The 13,615-nt window shown below is 67.1% G+C and carries 13 protein-coding genes; 6 read left to right on the forward strand and 7 right to left on the reverse strand.

Annotation, left to right across the window (positions count from 1 at the left end; translation table 11 throughout):
- Window positions 1-44: 44 nt before the first annotated feature.
- The 6 genes from OHT51_RS27900 to OHT51_RS27925 form a co-directional block, all read right to left on the reverse strand.
- The gene (locus OHT51_RS27900; RefSeq protein WP_328881661.1) at window positions 45-695 is read right to left on the reverse strand and encodes a DUF4328 domain-containing protein; all 651 of its coding nucleotides are present in this window, start codon (window positions 693-695) and stop codon (window positions 45-47) included.
- 353 nt (window positions 696-1,048) lie between these two features.
- Window positions 1,049-1,438, reverse strand: coding sequence for a hypothetical protein (locus OHT51_RS27905; RefSeq protein WP_328881662.1), 390 nt, complete (start codon window positions 1,436-1,438; stop codon window positions 1,049-1,051).
- Window positions 1,439-1,455: 17 nt separating this feature from the next.
- Entirely contained in the window at window positions 1,456-1,896 is a 441-nt protein-coding gene (locus OHT51_RS27910) for a protease inhibitor I42 family protein (protein WP_328881663.1), read from the reverse strand.
- A gap of 17 nt (window positions 1,897-1,913) precedes the next feature.
- Window positions 1,914-3,530 (reverse strand): WXG100 family type VII secretion target, encoded by a 1,617-nt coding sequence (locus tag OHT51_RS27915; protein ID WP_328881664.1) that lies wholly within the window; start codon window positions 3,528-3,530, stop codon window positions 1,914-1,916.
- A gap of 65 nt (window positions 3,531-3,595) precedes the next feature.
- Entirely contained in the window at window positions 3,596-4,021 is a 426-nt protein-coding gene (locus tag OHT51_RS27920; protein WP_328881665.1) for a WXG100 family type VII secretion target, read from the reverse strand.
- A gap of 497 nt (window positions 4,022-4,518) precedes the next feature.
- Entirely contained in the window at window positions 4,519-4,725 is a 207-nt protein-coding gene (locus tag OHT51_RS27925; RefSeq protein WP_328881666.1) for a hypothetical protein, read from the reverse strand.
- A gap of 432 nt (window positions 4,726-5,157) precedes the next feature.
- On the opposite strand from OHT51_RS27925, the gene OHT51_RS27930 reads away from it, so the two are divergent.
- On the forward strand, window positions 5,158-5,379 hold the full coding sequence (locus OHT51_RS27930) for a DUF397 domain-containing protein (protein ID WP_328881667.1): 222 nt from the start codon (window positions 5,158-5,160) through the stop codon (window positions 5,377-5,379).
- 9 nt (window positions 5,380-5,388) lie between these two features.
- Here OHT51_RS27930 and OHT51_RS27935 read toward each other — a convergent pair whose 3' ends face one another.
- On the reverse strand, window positions 5,389-6,240 hold the full coding sequence (locus OHT51_RS27935; protein ID WP_328881668.1) for a helix-turn-helix domain-containing protein: 852 nt from the start codon (window positions 6,238-6,240) through the stop codon (window positions 5,389-5,391).
- A gap of 487 nt (window positions 6,241-6,727) precedes the next feature.
- Between OHT51_RS27935 and OHT51_RS27940 the strand changes: the two genes are divergently transcribed.
- The 5 genes from OHT51_RS27940 to OHT51_RS27960 all read left to right on the forward strand — a co-directional run bounded on the left by OHT51_RS27940 (window position 6,728) and on the right by OHT51_RS27960 (window position 13,593).
- Window positions 6,728-8,785: a restriction endonuclease gene (locus OHT51_RS27940; RefSeq protein ID WP_328881669.1), complete on the forward strand. Its 2,058-nt coding sequence runs from the start codon at window positions 6,728-6,730 to the stop codon at window positions 8,783-8,785.
- Window positions 8,786-9,036: 251 nt separating this feature from the next.
- The gene (mhpA, locus tag OHT51_RS27945) at window positions 9,037-10,701 is read left to right on the forward strand and encodes a bifunctional 3-(3-hydroxy-phenyl)propionate/3-hydroxycinnamic acid hydroxylase MhpA (protein ID WP_328881670.1); all 1,665 of its coding nucleotides are present in this window, start codon (window positions 9,037-9,039) and stop codon (window positions 10,699-10,701) included.
- 32 nt (window positions 10,702-10,733) lie between these two features.
- Window positions 10,734-11,690, forward strand: a complete 957-nt coding sequence (locus tag OHT51_RS27950) for an SDR family oxidoreductase (RefSeq protein WP_328881671.1) — start codon at window positions 10,734-10,736, stop codon at window positions 11,688-11,690.
- Window positions 11,691-11,958: 268 nt separating this feature from the next.
- Window positions 11,959-12,372 carry a hypothetical protein gene (locus OHT51_RS27955; RefSeq protein ID WP_328881672.1) on the forward strand — a complete coding sequence of 138 codons (414 nt, stop codon included), beginning with the start codon at window positions 11,959-11,961 and terminating at the stop codon, window positions 12,370-12,372.
- Window positions 12,373-12,450: 78 nt separating this feature from the next.
- On the forward strand, window positions 12,451-13,593 hold the full coding sequence (locus OHT51_RS27960; protein WP_328881673.1) for a hypothetical protein: 1,143 nt from the start codon (window positions 12,451-12,453) through the stop codon (window positions 13,591-13,593).
- Window positions 13,594-13,615 lie beyond the last annotated feature (22 nt).

Below are 13,615 nucleotides of genomic sequence, written 5' to 3' on the forward strand. Positions count from 1 at the left end.
TGGAGTCGGGCGACGTCTATGACGTATGTCGCTGTGCCCGTCGGTCAGACCTCAGCGGGCGTCATCACCGCGGCGCGTTCCAACCTGCGAATGAGCTGCCAGACGACGACGATCGACAGCGCCGCGGCACAGATGTGCAGACCATCGCTGATCATCAGTTGCCGTAGGGCATGACGAGCCTGGCTCGCGTTGACCGCCTTGTTCAGATCTGCGGATGCATCGCTGTACGCATTCGCCGCGACGAGGACGGACAGCCACCATGCCGTGAGTAGAGGATGTCCGCGACGACGCTGCGGTTCCGGGCGGCTGGCAGCCCACAGGTCGTTGATGAACATCTTGGGTATGAAGAGCTGCGCCAGCGGTATCACCCAGCCGAAGACCAACCACATCCTGCGCCGACGCTGTCCCTGCCGCCAGAGCACATCCGCGACGTCACGCATGCTGGCGAGCCAGATGCTGAACTGAAGCAGGGCCACGAGGAACAGCCCCGTCCGCCAGCCCATCAGGTTTCTGAAGTACGTGTCGACCTCGACCAGCGGGTTGTCGACGTACGGCCCTGGCGTCCGCGGTCCCGCCAGCAGCTGATACTTCTGCCACGCTGCCAGCCCTGCCGCGAGGGTCACCAGTGCGAACGCGGCGAGGACGCCGGAAGCAAACCGGGCCTGCCCGCGCGGCAACCTAATTGCTTCAGCCACCTCACACCCCCTGGAAGGCCGCCCGTGCGGAATTCCCGCAGGTCGGCAGCGGATCTTAACTCCCAGGTAGGCGGATGCCACAGCCCCATCTTGTGAGCCCGGCGGCGGCTGTGCTGCTCCCTGTGCTGCATGCTTCAGAAGGTCTCGTCAACGACTGCTCGACGCCGGGAGCAGACCAGCGGGTTCAGAGGAGCCGACGAGTCGGAAGCGGATGCCCAGTGGCTTCCCCCGAGATGGTGTGGCGTCCCAAGGAGACGACAGCGCTGGCACCGGAGCGGCAGTCGGGTCGCGTCTTCGGATCGCGTCTGACAACCGATGTGGACGCAGTCCCCACGGGGCCGCTGGGGCTGAGCTCAGCGTGCGGCGCGCTCCCGGGTGGTGCGGCGCAGCCCGATGAGTTCGGCGACCGCCTCCAGCCAGCGGGCCACGACCTCGTCGCCCTCCACGGGCCGGGCCACCGACGCGGCCGCATCCAGCCAGCCGCGCATCAGGTCCGAGGCCGCCGGCTCGGGCAGCAGCTCCGGCAGCCGGGCGGTGTAGCCGGTGCCACCGCTGCGGACGGTCCTGCCGAGGAACGCCACCGAGCGGGGCTGGACCCCGAGGCGGTCGAGCCTGACCGCGGCGCCCACGGCTCCGTCGCCGAACAGGGCGCTGCGACGCGGGCCCGGGGCGCCGATGCCGTAGCGCAGGAGCATGGCGACGTCGGCCTGCGCCGACTCTTCGTCGGTCTTGTTGGGGTTCATCGGTACCTCCGTTCCGGTCATCGCACGGTGACCGTGTAGATGAAGTACGCCGGGTCGTTGCCTGGGCTGCCCGTCGCGGTGCGGTCGTCGCCGTCGGGGCAGTCGCCCAGCACGCAGTAGCTCATTTTGATCTTCGTGGTGCCCGCGGCAACGGCCTGGAATGTGAAGGTCTGCGTACCGTCACCACCCCCGTCGACACCGCTGTCGCCCTCGAAGTCCTCCTCCCGGCCGCCCTCCTGGCGCACCGTTGCATGGTCGGGACCGGGGCGCACGATGCTCCAGTCCTGGCCCATCGAGGGGTTGGCCGGGAGCGTCAGCTCGAACGTGTCGCCCGCGTCCACTTCGATGGACTGCTCGTCGGCCTCGAACGTCTCGGGGCCGAAGAGGCCGCACCCGGACAGCATCACGGCCGTCAGCGGCAAGGCCAGGGCGGCGGACAGGCGGTGGCTGGACTTCACGGGGATCGGCCTTCCGTTCACTGGGCGGGCAGGTGGACGCCGTAGGCGTCGGGCAAGTCCTTGTCGGAGGCCTTGTCCATGTTGCCGTTGACGAAGTCGTCCTCGCTGACCCATGTGGTCGTTCCCCAGGGGTTGTAGACCTGCAGCATGTCGCCCTCCTGACCGACGATCATCATGGAGTGGCCGACCCGGTCGCCGTTCTCGTCCTTGCCCTCGACGCCGATCGGCACCGGTCGGCCCTCGGCGACGGCCCGCTGGATGTCGGGGAGCGCGTCCCGGCGGTCGTCCGCGCTCCTGACCTCCTGGAACTCGTACTCGCCGCCCGTGTGCGGGCTGATCTCCTTGTTGGAGATCTCGGTTTTGCCGTCGTTGTCCATGCCGTCGGGTGTCGAGCCGAAGGGGAAGTCGTACGCGTCGTTGCCGTCGCCCTCGTCATGCATCCGCAGCTGCTCGTCGTGCAGCCGCTCCCGGAAGGCGCCGGGGTCGTCCTCCTGCCCGGACGGGCCGCCGGTGAGTTCGAGGGCGTACACCGGATCGACCATGGCGCGCCCGGTGACGACGGTCGACGGCACGCAGGTGTTGCCTTCCTGCGACCACCTCTCGCCGTGGAACGTCTGCTGGTCCGTGTTCTTGTTGGCACCCTCCTTGGGGCCGCTGGTGTGGACTCCCTCGTCGTTCATGCTGTCCCCGGCCGTGGTGACCGGCGTCAAGTGCCGCTGCAGCCAGGCCGGATCCTTGCCGTGGATCTTGTCGCGGAACTCGCCGACCTCCTTGACGTCGTACCCGGCGGCCAGTGCCTTCACGAGGTACGCCCGTTCCTGCGGGGTCTTCGCCTCGGCGAGCATCCGCTCGAACTCGGCCTCCTCGCGGGCGTCGAGGCGCTCCATCGCGCGACCCGAGCGCTCCAGGTCGTTCGCGGTCAGCAGCTCGTTCATCTCCGCCGGGCCGCCGGGGCCCGCGATGTCGGCGAGTACGAGGCGGTCGGCGGCGGAGATGTTGTCGGTCTGCATCTGGCCCGCCCGGGCCTCGGACGCCAGCTTGTTGAGGTCGCGCGCCGCGGCCCGCGCCGCGTCGTCGGCCACCTCGGCGGCGGAGTGCATGGTCTTGGCGCCCGCGGCCGCGATGCTGCGGGCCCGCAGCCGCTCCGCCTCCTCGGCGTCCTTCTCCACCATGTCGTCGAAGAAGCCGTCCTCACCGCCGAGCATGCCGAGCGCCTCGCGCACCTGCTCGCGACCACCCTTGTCCTGGGCCTTGGCGTTGGTCAGCGCGTCGGCCAAGCGGAACAGGGCGCCGGCCGCGCCGCTGAACGCCTGCTCCATCTGCTCGGCGGAGCGCGCCGCCGCCATCACCACCTCGGACGCCCGCGCCCCGGTGCTCCCCACCCAGGCGTCGGGCAGGCCCTCGTTGGCGACCTTCTGCACCCGCCGGTGCACGTCGGCGACGTCGTCGATCTGTTTGCGGTAGGTCTTGGCAAGACCCTCGATGACCCCGGGGTCACCTACCGGCGCCGAGACGCCCAGGGCGTTGTTGATGGCTCCGATGAGATCGTTCTTGCTGTCGGCCGAGGAGATGGAGTCGTGGTACTCGGCGAGCTTCTGGCGGCGGTCGGTGGTGGATTCGCCTGCGTCGGGCATGACGGGTGCGGCCTTCTGTCGTGGTGAGGGCAGGAGTGCGGACTCGTACGCGGTACGTAGGACGCTCAGCCGAAGTCGGAGAGGCCGCGCGGCGGCGTGCCGGGCGCGGGCATGGTGCGGTAGCCCGGCGCCGGAACATCCCCCGCGGGCGCGGGCATCGTCGTCACGCCCTCGCCGCCCGCCGCGCTCATGCCCCGGATGGAGGCGTGCTCGGCGCCCTGGTAGTTCGCCTTGGACACCCGCACCTTGTCGGCCAGCTCGTGCAGGGCGCTCTCCAGGACCTTGGCCTCTGCCTGCCAGTCACCGGCGAAGTTGTTGTACGCGGGGCCCGCGTCGGAGCCGCCGAGGACGTCCGAGGGGTAGCAGGCGGTGTCCTTGACCGCCCTGGCGATGTCACCGACGTCGTCCCCCGCCGTGTCGAGTGTCTGCGCCTCGCTGTTCATCGCGCTCGTCTGGACTTGATAGCCCCCGGCGTGCCCTTGCACGGTCATGTCCGGCCCCCGTTTTTCTGATCTTGAGGGCGCAATGTAGCAGGGGCCGATGGCATGAACACAGCGACCCTTGCCGCCCCGCGCGCAACAGCATCATGCGTGATCTCGGGCAGCGAGCTTGTGGTTCTGCTGCACCGGCACGAGTCCGATGTCGCATCGCAACTCTGGGCCGAGCGAGGCTGGATGGTGCCGGCGTACACGCTCCCGCCCAACGCGGAGCGGGTGAAGATCATGCGTGCTCTGGTCAAGGAGCCTCTGAGCCGTGAGCAGACGATTCGCCTGCCCCAGGACATCGTCGACGCGTGTCGCACTCTGGACGACAAGGGTGCGACCCACGGGAAGGGAACGGGCCCAGGTCAAGCGAGGCACCGGCTACTGAGTTGTCCGGGCCCCCTGCGGCTGCACATCCCCCGGAACCTTGAGAGTTCGTTCATTGCGCGGGGACGGCTGCGCCGTCCCCGCGCGGGGTCTCCTGTGCGTGTGGCAGGTGAGGCTCCTTATCGAAGCTCGTGGTTGATCGTGAGAACCAGCAGCGTGACTGTGACGAACGTGCCGGCCCCCCACTGGACGATCTGTAGTGGGGTGGCGTGCAGCGCACCCGCGACGATGACGGCGGCAAGGCCCGATGACAAGCCTGCGAGGATGGCGATAGCCACCAGTAACTTGCGATGTGAGGGCGGAAGCGACGGGTCGGGGGACGTCATGAGCTGCGCCCCGATGACTCCGGTATCGGGAACAGACGAATCGCGGTGCTCACGCCCTCGTCCAGCCACCAGTTTTCCTGATCGCTGAGGATGCATTGACGCGTGACGTGGCTGTCGAGACAGCTCGGGCTACTATCTGTCATGAGGTTTCCCTGGTTCAGTCGACTGGACGAAGGTGCTTCGTGGTGAGGGAGTTCTCGGACTGAGCTGTGCCGGCCGGCCGAGGACTCCCTCCTTCTCACTTAGATGCGATGGCCAAAAACGTTCTTGTCCACGAAGCTGACGAGCACAGACCCTGGCATCGCTTCATCTTGAATCCCCCTTTGTTGCGGTGCGTTGTCGGCATCTTGGTGACCTTGGTGGTGACAAGAGGTGCCGTCGTGCTGAGGTAGGAGCCTGAACGAACTGATACAAGGAAGAGCTGGGGGAGCGGTGACCTCGTCGAATCCGGTACACGCCTGGTACAAGAGTTCCGCCAGTCAAGTCGACAATTGCGTCGAAGTATGTCTCGGTCGTCGGGTCCTCGTCAGGGATTCCAAATTTCCTGAAGGCGCACATCTGGCCATGAGCTCCCCCTGCTGGCAATCTTTTCTTCTCTTCGTCCGGTGCGATCCGGCGGCTTTTCATGACAGGCAGGCCGTCGGCATGCCTTAAAAGGCATGTTCATGCTTCCGTCAAGGAATCCTGCCAGTCACTGAGTGGCTCTGCGTGGCTGTTCTCTACCTCCCAGAAAGACTCCAGGTAGTCCTCGACGTTTCTATGAACTCCCACCGTGGCCTTGTCCCGCAGAATCACACTTCCGTCCGGATTCTCCAGATACACCACCATGTCCTGCTCCGGGGCTGAGAATTCGAAGATCACGTACGGTGAACGCAGGAGCGGGTACAGCCCTCGTTTGAACGGGATGACTGCCATGCTCACATTGGGCAATTCACTCACTGCCCTGAGGTGAGCGAGCTGCGCTTGCATCAGGGCGGGTGTGCCGACGACGCGGCGTAGTGCAGCCTCGTCGATCAAGAATCTGAGCTCTGTGTCCGAGTCTTGCTGAAGCATGCGCTCTTGTCGTCTCATGCGCAGTTCAAGAAGCTCTTCCTTCTCCGGCACGATTGATTGGGACAATACGACACGGGCGTACTCTTCCGTCTGCAGGAGTCCAGGCACGAACAGTAGTTCATAATTCCGAATCACTGAGGCCGAAGCCTCGTATCCGAGGTAAGATTTGAATCCCTCGGACAAGAGATTGCGGTACTCCTGCCACCATGGCTGCCGCCGTGCATCCTGTGCACTGGCAAGCAATTCGGTGGCGGCGGAATCCGGTAGGCCATAGAAGCTGATCAAGGCTCGTAGGTCATTGATGGAGATTTTCGTGCGGCCTGATTCCAGGCGCATCACCTTGGACAATGACCAAACCATCTCGTTGGCCACGTCGGGCTGTGAATACCCGGCCTTCTTGCGGGCGGCCTGCAGCTGAGAGCTAAGGCGCTTGCGAAGGTACATCGGATCGGCCTCGGGCATGAGATCTCCTCGCTCTGTCACGGGTCGTTCCGCTGCCCTGCCTTCTGACACCGTGTAAGGCGACTAGAAGCCTTAGGCTACGCGGATTTCTGCTAGGTGTCACTATGCCGGGTCCCATCCCGTGTCAAGGTCTTGTTTCGGGGATGGGGTCAGAGGTGCGGCGGAGGAAAAACGAAACTTCTGAGGGCGAATAGCAAAAGGAGATCGAGGAAGGTTCACCCGTTCGGGTGGTGTGTGGCAGTGGTGGAGCCAAGAATTTGTTGTCGAGATCCGGAGAGCGCGATGCCGCCTGACGCGCAAGCAAGACGCTGGCTGAGCCTCGCGTGCCGGGGCCGGCGACCTACCTGAACGGTCGATGCGGCTTGCCTCTGGCAAGTTGATATCCAGGCTGCCGATTGCTGGATAAAGTCGGATTGTTACTACTGGTTGCGGGGGCAACCAGCGTTCGGTCGGTGGTGCCGACGTCCCTGGGGAGGGCAGGTAGCGCATGAGTCGTCGCTCTGCTGGTTTGGTCGGTGTCTGGGCTGAAACGCAGCGTCAGCAACAGCGGCAGATGGAAGCTGAGGCCAGGCAGCGCAGGGAGGAGGCACGGCAGGCTCGGGCCCATCAACGGTTTGCTGCTCACGGGCACCGGGAGTTTCGGCAGGCGGAGGCCAGGCGGCGGACTGAAGAGCTCGAAGCCCAGGTCGCGACCCTGCAGGGGCTGCTGGCCACTGGTTGCCAGGCGCCGGCTTTCAGAGCGTCGTCGCTGATGCGCTCGGAAGAGACAACGCCGTTCGATCCGGGGCCGCTTGCGTGGCCTGTGCGTATGCCGGATCAGGGCCAGTACCAGGCGCAGGGAGGTTGGACCGCGAGCCGGCGCGCACAAGCTCAAGCCGAGGCAAGGGCTCGTTTCGAACGCGACTGGCATGCGGCACAGGCTGCTGAGGCACAGCGGCAACAGCAGTTAGCGGCCGCCCAGCGGGACCACGAACGGGGGGCAGAGGCGCAACGGTCGGAAGTACGTCGGCACAATGCCGGCATTGCTGAGGTGACTGCGGGTGTGAGGCGAGGTGAGCCCGATTCTGTGGTCGAGTACTTCTCGGCAGCGCTCTACTCCTCGACTGCTTGGCCTGAAGGATTTCCCCGGCAGGTTGCCGCAGCTTTCGATCCAGCGGCACGGCAACTCGTTCTGGATTGGGAGATGCCCGGGTACGACGTCGTGCCTGAGGCGAAGTCGGTGAGGTACGTACCCGCTCAGGACCAGGACAAGGAGACGCCTCGGCCTGTGACCCAGCGTCGGGCGCTGTATCGCGAGGTGCTGGCGCAGAGCGCGCTGCTGGTCCTGCATCAGCTCTTTACGGCGGACGACTGCGGCATCCTCGACTCGGTGGCGCTGAACGGCTTCGTGGACGCGCACGATCCGGCGACGGGCAGGCAAGCGCACATCGTCCTGGCGACCGTCATGGCTCAGCGGACGGTATTTGCCGAGCTGTATCTGGAGCAGGTGGACCCCGTCAGCTGTCTGACTGACGCGTTGAGGGGGCAGCTGGCGACCCGGCCCGACCAGCTCACCGCGGTACGCCCGAGTCGACAGCCTCAGGATGTGGGTAACCACGTCATTACTCATGGCGGTGATGAGGAGCCGGATCTGTATGAGATGGATCCGATCGCCTTCGAGTCACTTGTTGCCGATCTGTTCCGGGCCATGGGTATGCAGGCGGTGACGACACAGCGCTCACATGACGGCGGCGTTGATGTGGACGCTCTGGACCCAACGCCCATCCGTGGCGGCAAGATCGTCGTACAGGTGAAGCGCTACCGAAGCACGGTGCCGCCCACCGCCGTGCGTGATCTGTACGGCACGGTGCAGGACGTCGGTGCCAACAAGGGTGTTCTGGTGACCACATCGGGGTTCGGCCCCGGGTCGCACACGTTCGCTCGGGGCAAGCCCCTCGAGCTCATCTCGGGCGCCGAGCTTGTCGATCTGTTGCACAGGCATGGGCTCCGTGGCCGTCTGGGAGAGGGACGACTATCGCCGGCAGCCCAGCCGGCGCCGTCCGCTCGTGCAACTCCGCCCGACGACTACAACGTTTTGGGCATGAGGTGGACCGGCAACGTGGTACTGGACGTGTGCGCACTCGTTTGTCACGGCAACCGAGTCCTGAGCGAAGAGCACTTCGTCTTCTTCAACAACCCGCAGACTCCGGATGGTTCGGTCTGCGCCGTGTCGGCTCAGGCACCGGACAAGGCAGCGATGCGTGTCTCCTTCGACGCACTGCCCCAGCAGGCCGATCGGTTCGTGCTCGTGGCTGCCGTTGATCCAGAGGTGAACCCGGACGCTGACTTGTCAGGGTTCACCGATGCCTGCATCCGGCTGCTTGACCCGGCGAGGACCGAGCTGGGCCGGCTTGAGGTCTCGGATGGCCGCTCAGGCGAGACGGCTCTGGTGCTGGGCTCGTTCCGGCACAGGTCGAATGGCGACTGGGACTTCGTTCTTGGAGGCAAGGGCTACCCAGGAGGCCTGGAACAACTCGTACAGGAGTACGGCATCGAAGTGGAGTAGAACTCCAGGGCCGTGCGGGCAGTGCCAGGTGTGGCGCACAGACGGGCACGCACCGCACCCGTACACCCAGATTGCTCCGACTGAGGCACGTCATGAGCCCCCTCCCCGGGATGGGAAGGGGGCTCACTTGCGTGTGCGATCTCTTGACGCTTTGTAAACTGAAGATATCCTCGATGTTGAGGAAATCTTCAGTCGGTCCCGGCTGATCTTCCAAGACGGCTGACCCTCTAACGGGAGAACAGTCCATGTTGATGAGAGCTCGGACCGAGTCGGACGCGGACGCCATGACCGGCGACGACCCCGAGGTTGCCGATGTGGTGATCGTCGGATACGGGCCGGTCGGCGCGATGGTTGCGAACCTTTTCGGCCAGGCCGGGGTCAGGACGATCGTGCTCGAGCGTGATACCGAGCCGCACACCATGCCGCGCGCGGGCGCCACCGACGACGAAGTGCTCCGCGTCTTCCAGGCGGCGGGCCTGGTCGATCAACTCCTCCCGGGTCTCGACCTGGGGCAGAGCACGCAGTTCCTGTCGGTACGCGGCGATCGGCTGGTGACGATGCGCCCCAGCGGGGGCCGCAACGGGTTCCCGCAGCTCGCGTTCTTCTACCAGCCCGACCTTGAGCGGGTGCTCCACGAGGGCGTCGCGCGGTATCCCCATGTCACCGTCCGGATGGGCGTCCGCGTCGAGGGGCTCCACGAGGACGGCGACGGCGTGACCGTGTGGGCCCGCGAGGGCGACCGAGGCCGGCAGACCGCGACCCGTGCCCGCTACGTCGTGGCCTGTGACGGCGGGCGAAGCACCGTCCGCGGCCTCCGCTCCATCGCGTTCACCGGCTCCACGTACGCCCAGCCGTGGCTCGTCGTCGACGCCAAGCTCGAGGCCCCGTTGACCGACGTCACGTCCTTCCAGTTCATCGGGAACCCGGACCGTCCTGGCGTGACACTGCCGCTACCCGGGACGCACCACCGCTGGGAGTTCATGGTCCTCCCGGGCGAGGACCACGCTGAACTCGCAACCCTGGAGAACGCTCGGCGACTCGTCTCCCCGTGGGTCGACCCCGACCGGATCACCATCCTCCGTCACATCGTCTACACCTTCCACGCCCGCGCCGCGGCCCGGTGGCGCTCCGGCCGGGTGCTTCTCGCCGGTGACGCGGCCCACCTCATGCCGCCCTTCGCCGGGCAGGGGCTGAGCTCGGGGCTGCGCGACGCCCACAACCTCGCCTGGAAGCTCGCGGCCGTCGTAGCCGATGGGGCCGACCCGTCGTTGCTCGACAGCTACGAGAACGAGCGACGCCCGCACGTCACACGTATGACCCGGCTGACCCGCTTCTCCGGCGCCATGGTCCAGACCCGCCGTCGTCGCGTCGCCACGGTTCGGGACGCGATTCTGAAGAGGGCGGCGCACCTGCCCTACTTCACCGAAGGACGGTTCAAGCCCGACCTTCGGTACTCCTCCGGGGCGTTCGACGGTTCCGGACGCCGCGCGGGCGCCGGGCATGCGTTCCCTCAGCCCACGGTCCGCACTTCGGCGGGACGGCTGCGGCCCCTCGACGATCTCATCGGCAGCGGCTGGGCCCTCCTCGGCCGTGATCTCGATCCGCAGGTCCACATGCGCTCGGAGAGCCGCGCGCTGTGGACGTCGCTCGGTGCCGCCTTCCTGTCCATCAGCCGTCCCGGTCAGCGTCGGACACCCTGCGAGGTCGGCACCGTCGCGGTCGAGGACCTCGACGGCTACGCACTCGACTACTTCGACCGGCACGGCGGTGACTTCGCGATCGTGCGACCGGATCGCATCGTGTTCGCGATGCCGGACATTCGCGGCCTTGACCGCGTAGCGGACCTGTACAGGTCGTTGGTGCGTGGCACGGCCTCGCCGCCAAGCGCGCAGAAGGTTCGCTCCCTGAAGCCCTGAAGCCCTGAATTGCAGAAGGAGGCCGGCCGCGCATGATTCTCGTCATTGGGGCCACCGGAAAAATCGGCGGTGAGGTCGCCCGCCTGCTCGTCTCGACCGGATCGCCGGTACGAGCGCTGGTCCGCGATCCCTCGAAGGCAGCCGCCCAGGCCCTCGCCCGCCAAGGCGTGGTGCCGGCAACCGGTGACCTGGGTGACGTCGCCTCGCTCGACGCTGCGATGCAGGGCGTCGACCGCGTGTTCCTCGTCTCGGCCCAGGACCTCCGCCAGGCCGAACTGCAGGGCAACGCCGTCGACGCCGCGCTCCGCGCAACTGTCGGCCACATCGTCAAGGTGTCCGGCATCGCGCCCTCGGTCTCACCCGGCGGCCCGGCGGAAATCGGCCGTCAGCACTGGCAGACCGAGCACCGAATCGAAGAGTCGGGCGTGCCGTTCACTTTCCTGCGCCCCGGCTTCTTCATGCAGAACCTCCTGGAGACGGCAGCGCCGATGGTCTCCAAGCTCGGTCTGCTCGCGGCGCCGATGGGCGGTGCACCGGTCGCGATGGTCGACGCCCGCGACATCGCCGCCGTCGCCGCAGAGGTGCTGACCGGCGACAGCCACCACGACCGGGTGTACGACGTCACCGGGCCGCGCGCGTTCGGTTACGAGGAACTGGCCGCTGTCCTTGCCGACGCGACCGGGCAACGCGTCCGTTACGTCAGCATGCCGCCCGGGTTTGCCGCGAACGTGCTCCGGCGCCAGGGGAAGCCCGACTGGTACGTCGAGCATCTCGTCGAGATGGCGGAACTGTTCCGTGCCGGTGCCGGCGCCACGGTCAGCACCACCGTGCGGGACCTGACAGGGCGGCCTCCACGGACCATCGAGAGTTTCGCCGCAGAGCACGCGGGGTCGTTCACCCGGGAGGGTGTCCCGCAACTCCTCCACACCGCCGCCCGCTTCGGCCTCACGATGGCCGGCCGAGCCGCCTCGGTCCTGCGCGCCAGGTGACGGGCTGTCGTCGTACCCGACGGCTGTCGCCTGGCTGGCTGCTGCCGGCTCGCGAGGTTCCCCCTGGCTACCTACCGTGGCGATATCCGCCACGGAGGAGGCGACCATGCCGGCGAACGATCCGCGTGCGGACGGGCCCCAGTGGCAGAGACCTGGCGCAGGTACTCCCCCTGCCGGGCAGTGGGCGACTCCCGCCGGGCCGCCGCAGCAGAAAGGGCGGGGGCGGGCGTGTCTTTGGGGCTGCGTCGGCGCCTTGGCTGCGGCCGTTGTGGCTGTCATCGTCGTGGTTGTGCTGGTGGCCTCGCTGGGGGATGACGACGAAAGCACCACATCCGCTCCCACCGACGCGGCGACCGAGAAGGCGTCACAGGGGGAGAAGCAGGAACCGCAGGGTGAGCGGGCGGATCTGGTCAGGTTTCAGCTGGACGATCGCTCGACAGCCGGCATCACTGATATCTGGGCCGTTTGGACCATCAAGAACAACAGCAGCGAGAAGTCCGACTACTCATGGGAATGGGAAGCGGTCGATGCCAGTGGCACCCGGCTGGAGAACGGCTGGGAACTGGAGACCGCCATTCAACCCGGCCAGACGGCCCGGGGTGAGTCCCTCACGACGCTCAAGACCGCGAAGGGCGTCAAACTCAACATCACCAGCTTCAACCGCACTGCGAGCCAGGCATGAGTGCGAACGCCTGCCCTCGGGCGGGAGGTTGTGCGCACCGATGGGATCCGGACGGGTGGCTGTGGCGTCTACTCGAATATGGACCTTGAGAAGCCCCCGGCCACGGACCCACAGCAGCCCCCGGCCAGGCGCGAGCAGCCGTCGGCGCCGGAAGGATGCCTCGTCGTCGCGATCCGGCTGCCCGTGCGGATCGTCGTGCTGGTGCTGGTCGTACCGGTGCGGATGCTGTGGGACGCGCTCGTCGTCTCCGGGCGCTTCCTGAACGACACCCTGCTGCGGCCGCTGGGGCGGGCGCTGCTGTGGCTCGGCCGGGCGCTGTTCGTGTGGCCGTTCGTAGGGCTGTGGCGGTACGTCGTCGTGCCCGTCGCGACGGGGCTCGCCTGGCTGGGGAACGTACTCGTCGTCGTTCTGGTCGGGCTGTACCGATACGTACTCACTCCCGTCGGGCACGCGTGCGCGTGGCTGGCGCGGGGGATCGGGGCCGGGCTGGGGTGGCTGTACGCGCGCGTGCTCGCACCGATCGGGCATGCGGCGATGTGGGTCCTCAGAGGGCTCGGCGCGGTGCTCGCCGCGTTCGGGCTCGGCGCGTTCGCCGTCGTGGCGTGGCTGGTGCGGTATCTCCTCGTCGTTCCGGCCGTGTGGGTGTACGAGTGGGTGCTCACGCCCCTCGGGCGGGCGATCGCCTGGTGTGCCAGGGGCCTTTTGTGGGCCGTGAGCACGGTCCTCACCGGGATCGGGATCGCGCTCTACTGGATCGGGCGGGTGCTGTTCGTGCTGCCCGCGCTGGGCGTGTACCAGTGGGTCCTCGCGCCCGTCGGCCGTGTGCTCGCCGTGATCGGCAGGGAGATCTGGGAGGCGCTCGGGCATGCGTGGCGGGTCGCCGGCCGGATCTCGCTCGCCGTCGGACGGTTCCTCGCGACCCTCCTCAGGTGGATCTTCGTGGAGCCGGTGCGTTGGGTGTACCGGACTGTCCTCACACCGGCCGGGCACGTCGTCCGGGACGCGGTCCTGCGGCCCGCCGCCGAGGCCGCTCGCAGTGTGGGGCGGGCCACCCGGCAGGCGCTCGCCGGCGCCCGGGAGTCCGTACGGCAGGCGCGGGCCGACGTCCGGCGGATGCTGTTCGGAGAGCCGAAGCAGCGGGAGACCGTGGACCGACGGGAACCTCTCGGCCGTGAGACACGTACTCTTGGTAGCAGTACGACCGCTCTCACGAAGGACTGAACGACACTGGGCAAGCGACAGC

It is taken from the genome of Streptomyces sp. NBC_00299, from assembly GCF_036173045.1.
Taxonomy (GTDB): Bacteria; Actinomycetota; Actinomycetes; order Streptomycetales; family Streptomycetaceae; genus Streptomyces; species Streptomyces machairae.

Excerpts from the sequence above, each read along its gene's own strand:
- OHT51_RS27935 (WP_328881668.1), bottom strand. The coding sequence starts at position 6,240 with ATGCCCGAGGCCGATCCGATGTACCTTCGCAAGCGCCTTAGCTCTCAG.
- mhpA (WP_328881670.1), top strand. The coding sequence starts at position 9,037 with ATGAGAGCTCGGACCGAGTCGGACGCGGACGCCATGACCGGCGACGAC.
- OHT51_RS27915 (WP_328881664.1), bottom strand. The coding sequence starts at position 3,530 with ATGCCCGACGCAGGCGAATCCACCACCGACCGCCGCCAGAAGCTCGCC.
- OHT51_RS27905 (WP_328881662.1), bottom strand. The coding sequence starts at position 1,438 with ATGAACCCCAACAAGACCGACGAAGAGTCGGCGCAGGCCGACGTCGCC.
- OHT51_RS27920 (WP_328881665.1), bottom strand. The coding sequence starts at position 4,021 with ATGACCGTGCAAGGGCACGCCGGGGGCTATCAAGTCCAGACGAGCGCG.
- OHT51_RS27960 (WP_328881673.1), top strand. The coding sequence starts at position 12,451 with ATGGACCTTGAGAAGCCCCCGGCCACGGACCCACAGCAGCCCCCGGCC.
- OHT51_RS27950 (WP_328881671.1), top strand. The coding sequence starts at position 10,734 with ATGATTCTCGTCATTGGGGCCACCGGAAAAATCGGCGGTGAGGTCGCC.
- OHT51_RS27940 (WP_328881669.1), top strand. The coding sequence starts at position 6,728 with ATGAGTCGTCGCTCTGCTGGTTTGGTCGGTGTCTGGGCTGAAACGCAG.
- OHT51_RS27925 (WP_328881666.1), bottom strand. The coding sequence starts at position 4,725 with ATGACGTCCCCCGACCCGTCGCTTCCGCCCTCACATCGCAAGTTACTG.